A 15,977-nucleotide genomic window follows, 5' to 3' on the forward strand; every position below is an offset into this window, starting at 1 on the left:
GATAGAAATAAAATGCTACTTAATGACACCCGTTAAGGTGACGATGGAGCGAGCCGGGATAACATTTTTATCACCGGTTATTTTACCCGGTTTAAGCTCATTTGTCTGTGATGTCAGATATGAGGTTGTAAACTGAACTTTAGCACTATTAGCGTTAAGCACTGTTGCTACATCAGTAGTACCGGGATTGATCACAACTACAATTACGTTTTTCCCATTTTTAAAGGCCGAAACCAATAACGATTTGTCTCCGGCAGATGATGCAACCGTGGCATCAACCCTTACAGCACCCGGAGTAACAAACCTGCTGTAGTTACCCATAGCCCAAAGCATTTTGCTGGTATAAAAATTACCATCGGTTTTATTTTTATCGATATAGATGAGGCCATCTTTATAATCATAGGCAGAAATGGACGTCCACCATTGCCAGGCCGATGCATTGGCTACTGTAAGATCGGTATGGATCACTGATGCCAAATACAGCCCTGCGTCGATACCCAAATCACGCTTGTTGCCGTCCATCTCACCTGCATTATCGCCCAAAATGCAGTATTCAGATTGCCAGAAATTAAGTCCGTTAACAGTTGCCACACTATCTGCGAGTACAGTACGGGCTTTTACTGATGACGCCATTGGCGAAGTAGTAAAATAGCTGTGTGCCGAAATGGTTTTAGCTACCGATGGCAAATCGCCTATATAATTAACAGACCCCGGTTTAAAAAAATCAGCGATCTGATTACCCTTACCCGCTTTATCGCCTTTAGTAAATAAATAGTTGATGCTTCCAGCTTCACCAACCAAAATCTTTGAGCTAATCTTATTATTTGTAAATTCTTTATTGATAGCTTTTATCACACCCGCTATCTCGGTGTTATTATATGGCGCTCCCTCCTGTCCGCCATCACTCCAATCCCATTGCGGTTCATTTATGGGGCTTATATAATCAAATTTAACTTTGCTTACCTGCTCAACGCCTTTCACCACTTTAGCTAAGAAGGTTGCATAGGCATCATATTTATCAGGAGCGATATTTACCTTACCGCCATTGGCATAAGCTTTACCATTAACGGTAAACTGCACCGGCGGACTATTATTAAAACCTAAAAACTGTTTAACCCCGCGTTGTTTGGCGGCCTTCAAAAACCAAACCTGCCCTGCCTGGTTTTGCCAATTATAGCTGCCATCACTATTTAAAAATGATTCGGCACGACGCCATTCGTCTTTAATCCCACTCTCGTTCCCTTGCTGTGTACTGCCTGCACCAATATTAAACCTCCACAACGATAAACCTATCCCCTTTGGCGAGCCATCGGCGTTATTATCCCGGCTAAAAAGCAGGTCGGCAATTTTATTACGTTTATCATCCGGCCAGTTACCCACAAACTGGCATGACCACGCATCCGATGCACCAAAATTGCTGATGGTTTGATACGTTTTTGAAAGGTTTATATCAATGGTAACCTCTTTGGTCTGGCCGCTTGCCAAAGGGATATTAAGCCCTAAAACCGAAGCTGCCAGCAGTACTTTTTTTATGGTAGTTTTTATTATCATCGTATTTAAATCAACAAATAAAACAGCACTAAATAGTGCTGTTTTATTGCAATATTATTGTTGCACTATTTGCCATTGCTGGTTAGTAGCGCCGCTATAAGGCCACTGAATGATGCCTGCACCATTTGTGGTTGAAGCTCCGTTAACATCAAGCGCAAGGCTGCTGTTACGGTTAATTACTTTATAAATACCATCGCTGGTAGCGGTAAGCTGCCATTGCTGGTTGTTGCCTCCGTTCCACGGCCATTGTATAATGCCCGCGCCGTTGGCTGTTGAGCTCATGTTAACATCAAGGGCCTGCGTACTGTTACGGTTAGTTATCTTGTAGTAACCACCGCCATTGGCAGCAATAACCCATTGCTGGTTATTCCCTCCATTTTGAGGCCATTGTATGATGCCCGCACCATTGGTTGTTGAGCCACCGTTAACATCAAGCGCCTGGCCGCTGTTAACATTTAAAAACCTGTAATATGCGCCTGTATAAAATGTATCGGTACCACCGGCACCTACGCCCCATGCATACTTAATGCGGCTTAAGCCCGATGCATTTGTGGTTGATACTGTAAGACTTGTACCTGTACCGCTTAGTTGTTGAATAGCATAGCTATCGCCTGTACGTACGCCCGGCCAGTAAACCGCACCCATACCAAAGGCACGCGCCTGATTGGTTAAACCCTGCAGGTAGGCTATCTCCTGATCGCCGCCTATGGCACCGGTATAGTTTTTCCCGCCGGTCATCGGGATACCAAACTCGGTAAGCACCGCACGGCTGCTATAAGCGCCGATATTGCCTTTTAAGCGATTTTCCCATTGCAGCGCTGTTGTCAATGTGCCGTTGCTGAAAAAGGTGTAATCATGTATCGACAATAAACAGCCCGAAAAACGGCTGTCGGCACCAACTCCGGTAATATCCTGCGAATAAGATGTACCACTGATCAGGATCCTCCCTTGCGGAACAGAAGGATAATTACTTAACCACTGGGCACAAATGGTTGTCCAGTCGGTTAATGAATAGCCGTGTGGCTCGTTAAATATTTCAAAGTACACATGTGCATTACTGCCGTATTTGGTAACAATAGTTTGCCACATCGACCAAAACTCGGTAGTGTTATCTATCTTCCCGTCTTCAGATGATTTGGCTTCCCAGTAACCTAATATCACGTTCATCCCTTTGCTCAGGGCTTTATCAATAACACCTGTATATGAGTTCCACCAGGTTTGTGATACGGTTGAGTAGTTTATAGGTAATCTCACCGTATTGGCACCTGTATTGGTTTGGATGCCGGTTAATACGGCATCGGCTTTGGCAGATACCGTGGCATAACTATCGGCAGATGTTAAGCCGCTTAATACCAGTATCCCGTCACTGAAATTATCACCATCGGCAGCCCAGTTAACGCCTTTCAGCGCACTTGCCGGTGTTGAATCTGTAGTTACTGTTTTATCTCCTGTTTTTACTTCATCCGGAGCTGATGTTTTTTTTACTGATACGATATCCTTTTTACACCCGGCCACCAAACAACACATCGCTATTAATGCAATACTTAAGTTCTTCATAATTTGCTATAGGTTATAATTGGGAGAAAAAAAGGGGGAAGAAAGAAACTCTTCCCCCGGAATATTTGGTTATTAGTAACCAGGGTTCTGTTGTAACTGGCCACCAGATGCCTGAATTTCGGCCCTTGGTATTGGTAACCAGTAGTGCTTAGTAGCAAAGCTGCGGCCATCCAAGGCCACTTTTGGTGTATAAGCAAAGCTGCCATCTGCATTTTTAGTGATGATCACGCCACCTGCCGGTTTGTTTTCAGTAACGTCGGCAATTTTCCAGCGGCGCACATCGTAAAAACGGTGCTCTTCAAATGCAAGTTCTACACGGCGTTCGTAACGTACGGCATCACGCATCTGCGATTGCGACATACCAACAGCCAGAGCCGGCATATTAACACTTGGACGGGCCCTTACCAAATTAATAGCAGTACGAGCAGATAAGGTTGAACCTGAAGGGATCACATCCGGCCCGTAAGCTTCGTTAGCCGCCTCAGCAAAATTTAACAGGATCTCGGCGTAGCGGAAATAGATCCAGGGCTGGAAGCCCGCGTTGCCCCATGGGTTTTGCAACGGATACGCGTCGTTCATGTATTTTTTCAGATAGTAACCTGTTTTGGTAGTATTCCAGTTATCAGGTCCATCCTTGCTATCCTTACCACCCGGAATATAAGAATCAACTGTTTGACCACGGTAAAGAGAGCCATTGTATAACACAGTGGCAGCAAACCTTGGATCGCGGTGATCATACGGATGTGTCGGATCATAACCAGACGTTGGATCGGTAATAGCTTTACCGTTATCCATTTCATAATCATCAACCAAATTTTGCAGCGGAGTGTTACCGGCCCATCCACCGTAACCGTTAGGCCCGTTAGCTATTTCAAGGTGGGTGTGGTTAGCATTTTTGGTGTATAAACGCTCAAAAATGGTTTCGTTGGTTTCATTAATTAAAAACAGGTTATTGTAACCGCCTGTGTAGATACCATATTTGTTAAGACTGATAACGGCCTGGGCGGCAGTAACAGCATCGGCCCAGGTACCTGCAGCATATAACGGGCTTGCAGCATATAATTTTAGCCTTGATTTTAAAGCTAACGCTGCGCCTTTAGTAGCGCGCCCTAAAAGCCAGCTACCATCATTATTCAGCGGCAGTTTTGCAGCGGCGTCATCAAGCTGAGCAGTTGCATAATCGATGCTTTCTTTTATAGATGCGCGCTTGAACAGTGATGGGTCCTGCAAATTATCGGTAAGCTGGGTAACCTTATCGCCTACTAAAACAACGCCGCCATAGTTACGGATCAAATCCTGGTAACGGAAAGCTCTGATAAATTTCAACTCACCTTCAATAAGTGTTTTATGTCCGGCGCTCATTGTTATTTTTGGCAATATGCTCAAAGCATAGTTACATTCCCTGATACTGCGGTAGCTGCGGGCCCAAAGTACACCTGCACCACCTAAGTTTTCGGGAGCAAGCTGACCTCTTTGAATAAGCCAGGTAGCATCATCATTATTATAGATCGATTCGTCGGTTAAAGAGCTCCACATGCTGTATTCAAAGCCACGGCCAAAACCTGGGTTTGATCCGTCGCCTTCCTTGTCCTGAAGTTTAGCACCGATGTAACGGTTAGTTACATAGGCCTCAAACACGGCTGTATCTGATTCAATGGCCGATGTAGCAATCCTATCTGTTGGTTGCACATCTAAAAGGCTCTTTTTACAAGCCGTAAAGCCCATCATACCGCATATCATTAAATATAGCGGGGTTTTATATTGTAGTTTCATTGTCGTCTCTGATTAAAATTTCACGTTAACACCTAAGTTCAAAATTCTCTGCTGCGGATAGAATTGTCCGCTGCCACTGGTTCCTTCCGGATCGTAATCCTTCACTTTGGTAATGGTGAACAGGTTGAACGCACTTGCATAAACCCTTAAACCGCCAATTTTAAGTTTTGACAGGAACGGTGCGTTGAAATTGTAGCCTAACTGCACATTCTTTAACCTCAGGAACGAGGCATCATTAAGCCAGAAGGTATTGTTATATAAACCACCGCTGATGGCGTTTGATGCACGGTCGGTTACACGCGGATAGGTTCCGTTGGTGTTTGTAGCGCTAAACCTGTTATCGGCCCAGCTGCTGTAAAAGTTACCTACGCTACCTGCCTCAGGCAAAACATATTGGCTAACCTGTGCCTGGCCTGCAAGCAGAACAGATAGATCAAACCCTTTATATGCAGCGTTTAGGGTAAAGCCATAAGTAATTTGCGGGATGTTACCGTATTTGGTACGGGTTTGGTCATCTGCAGTGATCTTACCATCGTTGTTATAGTCAAGGTATTTCAGGTCACCTACTTTAGCTCCGGTTACGTGAGGATAAGCATCAAGCTCGGCCTGGGTACGGAAGATACCGATGGCATCATAAAGTAGTGAAGTACCCAACGGGCGACCGGTTTGGCGCTGATAACTTAAAGTACCGCTGGCTTCGTCAATAAAAATGATCTTACTTTTAGCATAAGTGATATTGCCGCTTACACCCCAGGTAAATTCATGGCCGGTATGGTTATAACCCAATGTGGCTTCAAAACCATTACTGTTTACTTTACCGATGTTTTCAGACGGCACCAGCGGATCCGAACCGTAAGGGTTTACGATACCTGATGTACCTGGCAATGACGCGTTTCTGGCAGCAAGGATATCAGATCTTTTTTGCTGGAAGTAGATAGCCTCAATTGTAAAATTATGTAAAAATGTGGCGTTGATACCGATATCCAGTTTTTTTGCAACTTCCCATGTAATGTTAGGATTGGCAAGTTTTACCAGGTTTACGTTTGGCTGAATTGTATTTGAGCCGCTGCCCGGTGCACTGGCTACAAAGCCATTGTTAACCAGCACGTAGTTATCAAAGTACTGGAAACCGTTCACGTTATCATTACCCAGCGAACCGTAAGAGGCCCTCAGTTTCAAATCGTCGATAAAGGTAACGCTGCTTTTGAAAAAGTCTTCCTTAGAGATTCTCCAGCCCACTGAAGCTGACGGGAAGTAGCCCCATTGTTTTCCTGATGGGAATATCGAGCTACCGTCTGCACGTAACTGGCCTTCAAATAAATACTTTTCGTCATAAGCATAAGCTAAACGGCTAATCACACTACGACGGTTATAGTTTGAGCTGTAACCCGAGTTAAGGTAATCGGTAGCAGCACTACCACCCTGTGATAACTCAGGCAATTGTGATGAAAGATAATTGTAACGCGTAGCATCAAAATACTCAAGGTGGTTTTTGCTTTGCTCATAACCTACAAAGGCATTGATATCGTGCAAACCAAACTTCCTCACATAATTCAACTTAATGTTAGAGGTGATAAGCGATTGATTGTTTTGCGATTCGAACAATGTCGGCTTGCTGTTATTACCACCAACAACTACCGGAGTATATACTTTTGTAGTTGAGTTGTAACTGTAAAGGTTATATGGTTTGCTGAAGTTTTTATCAAAGGCATTAGACTTATCTACTGAAAAGAAACCATCTAATGAAAGGCCTTCGATACCCGGAATAGAGTAACTACCTCTTAAAATACCGTTGAAAACCTGTGTTGGGTTATTGTTGGTACCGCCAATATCGGTTACCTGTACAGCAGGGTTATTGTTTTCGATACCTGTTGTTGGTAATCCGTTAGGGTAATATGCTGCAACAATAGGTTTAGCCCTGTACACAGAACGGAAAAGATCACCGGCACCTGTTACCGGGAACTGCCTGTCTTCCTGACGGCCAGACAATGATAAACCTACTTTTAAGCGCTTGGTAACATTTGCATCAATGTTTGAACGGAAGTTATACTGATGATATTTAGTAACACCACTTTTGTAAATACCATCCTGGTAAAGAGTACCCAACGAAACAAAGTATTTTACATCTTCAGAACCACCGCTAACTGATAGACTATGCTGATTTTGCAGGGCAGTACCTTTAAGGGTTTGTTTTTCCCAATCAGTATTTGGGTAGTTTAACGGGTCCGATCCATCTTTGAATTTCTGGATCTGATCAGCAGTGTATGCCTGGTTCGGGCCACCGTTAGGATTTGAATCCAGGTTGATCTCGTTCATGATTTGGGCATAAGTTGCTGCATCGGCCATTTTTGGCAGGCGGGTTGGTGAAGCAAAGCCCTGGTTAAAGCTGTAGTTAATAGTTGGCTTACCTGTTTTACCACGTTTGGTGGTGATCAGGATAACACCGTTTGCTGCACGGTTACCGTAAATAGCTGCCGATGCATCCTTTAATACCGACATGCTTTCGATATCGTTAGGGTCGAGCCTTTCCAAACCACCTATCTGGCCTGGGATACCATCAACTACGATAAGCACGTTGTTGCTGCCGGTGGTAGCCAAACCACGTACGGTAATGTTTGAGCCGTCATAACCAGGCTCGCCACTGCGGTTGTTAACAATAACGCCCGAAAAACGACCGGCGATTGAGTTAGATAAGTTGGGCTGAGGGCTTTTTACCAGCTCGGCGCCCTTTACCTGCGAAATGGAGCCTGTTAAGGTTGCCTTTTTCTGCGTACCGTAACCTACAACTACTACCTCGTTCAATGATTTTGAATCGGCAGTTAATTGTACGTTGATGGTGGTTTGTCCGTTAAGAGCCACTTCTTGTGAGGTGTAGCCGATGTAGCTAAATACAAGCGTACCTGAAGACGCATTTGGAACGTTAAGGCTAAACTTACCGTTAATATCGGTAACAACGCCTGTTGATGTTCCTTTTAAAGACACGCTTACACCTGGTAACGTTTCACCTTTTTCGTCGGTTACTTTACCGCTAATCCTGGCGTCGGGCAGGCGTTGCTCATTAACAGTACCCGCAAAAGCCATTACAGGCATTTGGACTGTAGCGAAACAAGCAACGGCCATGCTGGCCGCAACTACGAAAAAGCGGGGTGATCTTTTCCGATGGGGAGAATCCTTTTCGAGTAAATTTGGTTTCATATGGTTTTAAAAAATTGGTTTTTTAATCGGTAAAAACCTTGCAAAGCGAGGTGCATAAAACCCGAAAACAGATTGGCTTTTGATTAATTACCGCCTCCTTTTTCCAGGTAACTTTCATGCACAGTACAAAAGTTTGGTTTAAACCTTGGTTATTGGTAGGGCTAAATTGCGTTTTAAAGCAAAAATGAGTGAGGGGTAAATTCTGATTAAGACAGGGGGTAAATCATAAAAAAGCGCTTAAAAACAGCATTTTGAGCACTTTTTAAACAGGGGGTAAATCAATACTGTCAGGGGGACAAAAATAAATTGCGGTATTTACTGCTCCGGGTATTGCTGCGCTCGTCCTACCCTCCTGGCTTCATAAAGAGGGCACCCGAAAAACTTATAAATTTCCTACCTATTAGCAGACAAAGAGAAGTCGGCCCGACGAGACGTGGACCAGGTAAATAAAAATAATCAGCGTAAACGCTATCAATTCTCCTTAATCACATCGCGGTTCACGTTGTAATTGTTGTGAAATGGCTTACGATATTTCTTAATGTAATCAGACGGGTTTATCCCAAACAGCTTATTGAATTGTTCCCTGAAATATTTGAGATCATTTAAGCCCACCTTGTAGGCAGTTTCATAAACTGTGCTATCGGTTGTTAACAAGATCTCGGCAGCCTTACGCAGGCGGATAAAACGGATAAAACTATTTGCCGATTGCCCTGAGATTGATTTGATACGCTTGTACAAGTTAGAATGGCTCATACCAATTTCGGCAGCAAGTGTTTTAATGCTGAAATCGGGATCAGTTAAGTGCTGCTCAACTATCAGGAGGCATTTTTCCAGGAATTCCTTGTACTCCTGCGAAATCTTCAGGTCGTTTGACTTATTAAGTGTTATCTCGTTATAAAAATACTTTTGCAGGTTGTTCCTGCTCTTCAGGATACCGTTTACACGGGCTACCAGGATCTCCTTTTCAAAAGGCTTGCTGATATAGTCATCAGCCCCTCCCTCAATCCCTTTCAGCTTTATCTCAGGCGAAGAACTGGCGGTAAGCAATATCACTGGTATGTGGTTCAGTACAGGGTCTTCCTTAATACGGCTGCATACCTCAATACCGCTTAAGCCCTGCATCATTACGTCACTTATCACAATATCGGGCACAAGATGATAAACAAGGTCAAGGCCATCTGTACCGTTATCGGCCTCAAAAATCTCAAATTCGCCGGTAAAGATCTGTTTAAGGTAAGTACGGATCTGCTGGTTATCGTCAATCAGCAGCATGGTTTTAGTATCGGAGCTTAATGCTTCAGAACTTTTAGCTGCTGTAGTATTTTCAACCTCAACAGCAGCTAATTCGCCCTTATTCTCCATCAGCTCATCCAGGAATACCGAAGTTTCGGCAACATCTTCAAAAACAAATTGCTGTCCAAAATGCTCCCTCCCTTTTAACAGCGATACATGAAATACCGTCCCCTGCCCCTGCTCGCTTGTATAACTGATGCTGCCTTTGTGGTTTTCGATAAATGCTTTAACCAGGTAAAGCCCAATACCGAAGCCGCCTGCCAGGGGCACCGAATTTTGCAACTGGTAAAACTTGCCGAATAATTGATCGCCGGTACCCTCGGCTATGCCGCAACCGCTATCTTTTATTTCGATTGTGATCTTATCGTTAAAATCGGTTATCGTACAGCTTACTATGCCAAATTCCGGCGTAAACTTCAACGCGTTGGAGATGAGGTTAAACAACGCAATTTCCATTTTCTCCCTGTCGGCGTAAATCTCTATGGTATCTTTTTCGCTAATAAAATCAAACTGGATATGTTTGGTGCGTGCCTGGTGATTAAAACACAAAAACACCTCATGGCAAAGCGAAACGATATTAAGCTTTACTATTTTAAGCTTATCAGTATCGCTTTCAGCCTTTCTGAAAAGCAGCAACTGATCAACCAAACTCAGCAGGCGGCGTGCGTTACGGTAAATAATATGCAAATTGCCGGCATCATCGGTATCTTCATTTTTTCCGAACAGCATATCCTTTACCGGGTTGATGATCAGTGTTAGCGGTGTACGGAACTCATGCGAGATATTGGTAAAAAACGAAAGTTTACGCTCATTAAGCTCTTTATCTTTTTCGGCCGAAAGCTGCGCCACCTTAACTTCATATTTAAGCCTGGTTTGGCGTGCCCTGTATAGCATGTAGTAATAGGTAACAAGGCCCGCGGCAGCTATGTAAATTAAATAAGCCCACCATGTTTTATACCAGGGCGGCAGGATCTTAACCTGTAATATAGTATAATTATCAAACCATAAACCGTCCTGGTTGGATGCTTTTACCCTGAAAGTATAATCGCCGGGTTCAAGATAACGGTAGGTAGCCAATCGCTGGTTACCAACATAGTTCCAGGTTTTATCAAGCCCGTCAAGTTTATAAGCAAAGCCGCCCTTATCCGGGTAAGTATAGTTCAACGAAGCATACTGGATAGAAAATACCGACTGATCGGGCTGCAATGTAATTTGCCGTGCTTCACTAATGGCCTCGGGTAATACTGTATGATTTTTATCAAGCTCGCCAACTTCAACCTGTTTACCAAAAATCTGCAGGCCTGTTATAATAACTTTGGGCTTATAACTGCTTTGGTTTACTTTTCCGGGATCAAAAAAATTCAGTCCTTCAGTCCCACCAAAATACATCAAACTATTTGCCGCGTCAAACAAAACAGAGCCCGCATTAAATTGTCCCGCCTGCAGCCCGTCAGACTGATCATAGTTCAAAATTTTACCCGTTGCCGGATTAAGGTTTGAAAGCCCCTTGTTGGTACTCAGCCACAATGTGCCATCGGCTACTTCCTTAAAAGCAGAAACTGTATTGTTGGCAAGGCCGTTGGTTTCATTGAACTTTTTAAACGTACCATTTTTAAGATCATACGCTATCAAGCCATCCCCTTCTGTAGCTATCCAAAGCCGCCGGTGTTTATCGGCATTGAGATAAAATATTACCTGGCCCGGCAGGTTATTCTTTTCGTCGGCCGGTTTAAAATACCTGCTGAATTTCTTTTGCTTTGCATCATAAAAATCCAGACCGCCGCCATAAGTACCAATCCAAAGATTGCCTTTATCATCTTCAGTAATTGCACGTACATCATAAGCTGTAATGCCGCTGTTTGCAGGTGTGTAATTGCTGAACGTTTTGGTTACCGGATCAAACAAGCTTAAACCGCCACCATTTGTGCCAACCCAAAGGTTTTTATGGCTGTCCTGGTAAATTACACGTACATCATTTCCTCCAAGACTTTTACTATCTGCTGCATTGTGGGCAAATGATGTAAACGAGTCTGATTTTTTGTTATAAAGCAGCAATCCCTTAGCGTAAGTACCAAACCAGGTATTGCCGTCACGATCGGTATACCCGTACAGGATGGCGTTATCAGTAATACTACCCGGCCTGCCATCGGCCTTATATTGTTTGATGAGCGTACCATTCCGGCTGGTTTTAAAAAGCCCTTCACCATCGGTTCCGAGCCATAAAAAGCCTTCCTTATCCTGGCTCATGCCGTAAAACCTTACCGGGCTCTCGCCACTGGTTTCATACTTTTTTTTAGTGATCAGCGAAAATTTCTCTTTAATACTGCTGATCATGTAAATGCCATCACCATAGGTACCTACCCAAACGTTTTTATCCTTATCAGTAAACAGGGTTTGTACCGAACGCTGGGTGAGATAAAAACCGTCATCGCCGGTTACAGGCTGTAAAAAGTAATTGGCGGTGTTGTAGTTTGGATCTGAACCTATGTTGAGCTTAAAAAGCCCTCCATCCTGCAGGCCAACAAGTAATTGCCTGTCATTATCTTCACTCAGTGATATATACCTTTTACTTTTAACACCAGGTTGATTGGCTTGTAACAAGGTAAATTTATTGGCCTGCCGGTTATAATAAACGAGGCCGCTGCCGGTAGCAATCCAAATGTTATGGAAATGATCTTCAAAAATATCGTTGATCCTGGTAGCAGGCAAATTAGGGATTTGCGGTGCCCAGCCTTCACTTTTATTGATCAGTCCGCCGTTATGCCTGAATATGTTAATGCCCCCCTCCTGCGTACCTAACCACAACAGGCCTTTTGAATCTTCAAACAAACAAATTACACGGTTACTTGCCAAACGGGGCAGATTGATTTGGGTATAGTTGTTGAAACTGGCAGTTTTAATATCAAAATATGAGAAGCCCAGGTTGTAAGATGTGATCCACAGGTTACCGTCACGGCTTTGGATGATATTACCGATGTCACTTTTTACCGACTTGTTTAGCTTGAGTTTATAGTGTATAAACTTTTCGGTGCGGGTATCCAGCTTGCTTAAGCCATTGCGCGATGATACCCAGATATTACCACGCACATCGCATAAAACCTTTTGTACATAATTACTGGCCAATGCGGTAGAATCGCCCGCGCGCGATTTAAAAACTTTAAAGGTTGTACCATCAAAACGATTAAGTCCATCGTTGGTGGCAAACCACATAAATCCCTTGTCATCCTGGGTAATACTATTAACAATACCAAAAGAAAGACCATTTTTTAACGAATAGTTGAGGATCTTGTTTTTGATTGGCGACTGGGCACGGGCCGAGGAAAAGATCAAAAAAAGAACAAAACAGACAAAGGATCCCTTTTTCATTAACACGTTGCAGGCTGTGAATTACACAAATAATTGGAAGATTAAAGCTACCTAATTAATTGTCGAAAGTACAACAATATTACAAAAAATGTAAAATACCCGTTACAGAAAAAACTCATTCAGCCTGATTATTAGAAAATTGCAACCCGGATTATAGCTAAAGCTATGGCAAAACAGGCATAATTAATTGCCGGTAATGCGCCATCACTTCATCAAAACAGATAGCCAGCCAGGCGGTATAATTGCCAGGGTTACTTTTCAATTCGGCGGCCAATTGTGGCATGGTTATGTATTTAAATGCAGATACTTCATACGGATCGGGAACGGGTAATTCATCAGTAATACCAAAGAACACATGGTCAAACTCATTTTCAATAATATCATCCTGAATTGCCGCACAGTAGATAAAAGAAAAAGCAAAGTTAAGTTCGGCGGCCATGCCCATTTCTTCCTGTAACCTGCGATTTGCTGCGTCGATATTGGTTTCGCCGGGCCTTGGGTGACTGCAGCAGGTGTTTGTCCATTTACCGCCCGAGTGGTATTTACCATCGGCACGTTGTTGCAATAACAGCTCGCCTTTTTTGTTAAATATAAAAACGGAAAATGCACGATGCAGTTTACCCTGCAAATGCGCCTCCATTTTTTCCATAGTACCTGTTTCCTGATCATCGCGATCAACCAAAATCACAGTTTCTTCTATTTTCACTCGCTATTAATTGATGTTACCTTACTTACGAGAAACGCTCGTCTCTGGCTTTTTGTTATTTTATTTTTGTTATGCGGGATAAGGCAGTGTTAATCGATGATCCGCGTTTCAGATTCTTTAAAATCGGGCAGCGGCCGTCCGGCAATTTCAAGTAATGTTCTTTCTATCATCCGGCACATGGCGTTTAAAGCCAAGTCATTATCTTCTGTTCCGAAAGGCTCCTCAATTTCATCGGCAATGGCTTCAAACGCAACAAAGGTATAAGCAATAAATACCACAATAAATGGTGTGAGCCAGCCCAGGCTGTCAACCAAACCAAAAGGCAGCATAAAACAATACAAATAAACTGTTCGGTGCAATAATACCCGGTAACTGTACGGAATAGGCGTTGAGGCTATCCTTTCGCAACCACCAACAATGTCTGATAGTTTATTAAAGTTTTCCTCAAATGCAACTTGTATGATGGAATCAATTTTACCCTGCTGCTTAGCTGTATGCACCCAACCACTCATTTCGCTCAAAAGCATGATGGGTTTATATTTAGCTGCTCCTATCCGCGATGCTAATTCAGCCGGTAACCTCTGCTCAAGATCGGCACGGGCATCGGTGCCGCGTAGCTGGTGTTTAAGACTATAAGTTAAGGTAATGAGCATTTGAACAAAATCTTTCGGTTCCTGATCATCAGGTTGATAACCTGCAGCAAAAAAAGACTGTCGCGCAAGTGAACGGGTATCATTCAGCAATGCTCCCCACAATTTCCGGCCTTCCCAAAAACGGTCATAGCTGGCATTGTTCCGGAAGCCTAAAAACAAGGCAAGCGCTAAACCAAATAAAGTAAATGGTGCTGGATTTAAAGGCACCTTGAACGAAAACAGGGAGCCATGAAGGTATACTATAATTACCGATAACACTAACAACAAACCCAGGCGGGGCAATAGTCGCGGCAGTACGGAGCCGTGCCAGATAAACAGCATCCTGAACCAATGCTCTTTCTTCCTGATAATCATGCCGCAAATTTCAACTTTATTTTCCATAAAAAAACGGATTTCCTGCTGAGGAAACCCGTTTTTCAAATTATTTAATAAAATAATGTTTTGCTTAGTTTACATCAAACCAAAGCTTTGTGGTAAGCGCATCGGCTCCCTGTGCTGCCACCGCCGACTGATAATTAGTTTTGTTTAACGATTGCTCTGTACCCGGATAAATAAACCTTACAGGTATTTTACCATTCAGGGTACCGGCAACTGCGGGTTGCAGTTGCGGATAATCAAGCCTGCGCCATTCTGTCCAACCTTCTAATCCCTGACCAAACAGGGCTAACCATTTTTGCTCGCCAATTGATTTTTTGTAGTTAGATGCGTCGTATTTAACAGCCGGCTGTGCTATATAAGTTGCAATATCTGCCGAAGCGATGCTGTATTGGGCCAACGCAGCAGTAACGGCCTGTCCGTATAATGAAGCAGCATCTTCGGTAGTAAAACCACGTGCAGCAGCCTCTGCCCTGTCAAACAAGCTTTCGGCATAGCTTAATATCACAGCCGGGGCATGCGGAGCCCTGAAATAAGTGCCCGGTTTTGAAGTTTTGGTAAAACCGTAGTTGCTGGCATCGCCCACCAACAAACCGTTTGGCAAACCAACATAGGTTTGAGGTGTGGCATCCTGTGTTTTGGCTGCATATATAGATAAACGTGGATCGTTAAGTGCAAACAGCTTATCAACTATAGTTTTGCTGATACGGTAGTCATCGCGCGTATCAAACAGATTGCTCACCGGGTTTTGATTGGGCGAATCTAAATAAACCAGCTGCGCGGTTTCAGCGTTCGAGCTGATATACGAGCCGCCTTCGGCCTGGATATCAGCCAGTACCTGCTTGGCCTTGGCCGGTTCCCTGTCCGCAATACGTAAGGCAATGCGAAGCCTTAATGAGTTCGCAAACTTTTTCCATGACGCAATATTGTTGCTATAGATCACATCGCCCGCTATGGCTTTGCCCGACGGATCAAGCGCTGTTTGAGCGGCTTTCAAATCATCTAACAGCGCAAAATAAACATCTTTTTGGGAGTCATAAGCCGGGGTAAGGTATTGATCGATATTGGTTGCTTGTTTATAAGGGATATTACCATAAGCTTCGGTCAATAAACTAAATGTCCATGAGCGCAGTACTAAGGCAACCCCTTTATAGTTGGCATTACCCTGGGCATCGGCAAGTTTGATGATCTGGTTAAGGTTTACAATACTTTTTGAATAGCCTGTACCCCAGAGTTCCTCAAACGCGCTACTGGCATAAATATACCTGTCGGGGTCGGTATATTGAATTTTAGACCAGTATTGCACGAACAGCAAACTGGCATCCATGTTATTGGCTACGCCCCAGTAGGTATCTGAAGTTGCTTTGGTAGCTGCAGTCAACAAATAATCGGGTTGCGCCGTTTGCGAGCCGTTAGGGTTTTGGTTGATCTTTAACAGATCTTTTTTGCACGATGTTACCGATAATAAAACCGCTGCGGATAATATGCTGATATATTTAATTTTCATG

General features: G+C 43.6%; 8 protein-coding genes. All 8 read right to left on the minus strand.

Translation table 11 applies throughout. From position 1 onward, the window contains the following. Positions 1 to 15: 15 nt before the first annotated feature. Positions 16 to 1,551 (minus strand): glycoside hydrolase, encoded by a 1,536-nt coding sequence (locus AC59JO_RS02415; RefSeq protein ID WP_497303138.1) that lies wholly within the window; start codon positions 1,549 to 1,551, stop codon positions 16 to 18. A 54-nt stretch (positions 1,552 to 1,605) separates the two neighbouring features. After that, positions 1,606 to 3,108, minus strand: a complete 1,503-nt coding sequence (locus tag AC59JO_RS02420) for an RICIN domain-containing protein (protein ID WP_497303140.1) — start codon at positions 3,106 to 3,108, stop codon at positions 1,606 to 1,608. Between the two features lie 72 nt (positions 3,109 to 3,180). Next, positions 3,181 to 4,881: a RagB/SusD family nutrient uptake outer membrane protein gene (locus tag AC59JO_RS02425; RefSeq protein ID WP_497303142.1), complete on the minus strand. Its 1,701-nt coding sequence runs from the start codon at positions 4,879 to 4,881 to the stop codon at positions 3,181 to 3,183. A gap of 12 nt (positions 4,882 to 4,893) precedes the next feature. After that, positions 4,894 to 8,076 carry a SusC/RagA family TonB-linked outer membrane protein gene (locus tag AC59JO_RS02430; RefSeq protein WP_497303144.1) on the minus strand — a complete coding sequence of 1,061 codons (3,183 nt, stop codon included), beginning with the start codon at positions 8,074 to 8,076 and terminating at the stop codon, positions 4,894 to 4,896. A gap of 471 nt (positions 8,077 to 8,547) precedes the next feature. After that, on the minus strand, positions 8,548 to 12,735 hold the full coding sequence (locus tag AC59JO_RS02435) for a hybrid sensor histidine kinase/response regulator transcription factor (RefSeq protein ID WP_497303146.1): 4,188 nt from the start codon (positions 12,733 to 12,735) through the stop codon (positions 8,548 to 8,550). A gap of 163 nt (positions 12,736 to 12,898) precedes the next feature. Further along, positions 12,899 to 13,441 carry an isopentenyl-diphosphate Delta-isomerase gene (gene idi / locus AC59JO_RS02440; RefSeq protein WP_497303148.1) on the minus strand — a complete coding sequence of 181 codons (543 nt, stop codon included), beginning with the start codon at positions 13,439 to 13,441 and terminating at the stop codon, positions 12,899 to 12,901. A gap of 89 nt (positions 13,442 to 13,530) precedes the next feature. Beyond that, entirely contained in the window at positions 13,531 to 14,475 is a 945-nt protein-coding gene (locus AC59JO_RS02445) for a bestrophin family protein (protein WP_413669040.1), read from the minus strand. Positions 14,476 to 14,539: 64 nt separating this feature from the next. Further along, a complete protein-coding gene (locus tag AC59JO_RS02450; protein WP_497303150.1) occupies positions 14,540 to 15,976 on the minus strand; it encodes a SusD/RagB family nutrient-binding outer membrane lipoprotein in 1,437 nt (478 codons plus the stop codon). Position 15,977: the final 1 nt, after the last annotated feature.

Source organism: Mucilaginibacter sp. A5337 (genome assembly GCF_059690695.1).

Coding starts and splice junctions, on each gene's coding strand:
- AC59JO_RS02415 (WP_497303138.1), bottom strand. CDS start 1,551: ATGATAATAAAAACTACCATAAAAAAAGTACTGCTGGCAGCTTCGGTT.
- AC59JO_RS02420 (WP_497303140.1), bottom strand. CDS start 3,108: ATGAAGAACTTAAGTATTGCATTAATAGCGATGTGTTGTTTGGTGGCC.
- AC59JO_RS02425 (WP_497303142.1), bottom strand. CDS start 4,881: ATGAAACTACAATATAAAACCCCGCTATATTTAATGATATGCGGTATG.
- AC59JO_RS02430 (WP_497303144.1), bottom strand. CDS start 8,076: ATGAAACCAAATTTACTCGAAAAGGATTCTCCCCATCGGAAAAGATCA.
- AC59JO_RS02435 (WP_497303146.1), bottom strand. CDS start 12,735: ATGAAAAAGGGATCCTTTGTCTGTTTTGTTCTTTTTTTGATCTTTTCC.
- AC59JO_RS02445 (WP_413669040.1), bottom strand. CDS start 14,475: ATGGAAAATAAAGTTGAAATTTGCGGCATGATTATCAGGAAGAAAGAG.
- AC59JO_RS02450 (WP_497303150.1), bottom strand. CDS start 15,976: ATGAAAATTAAATATATCAGCATATTATCCGCAGCGGTTTTATTATCG.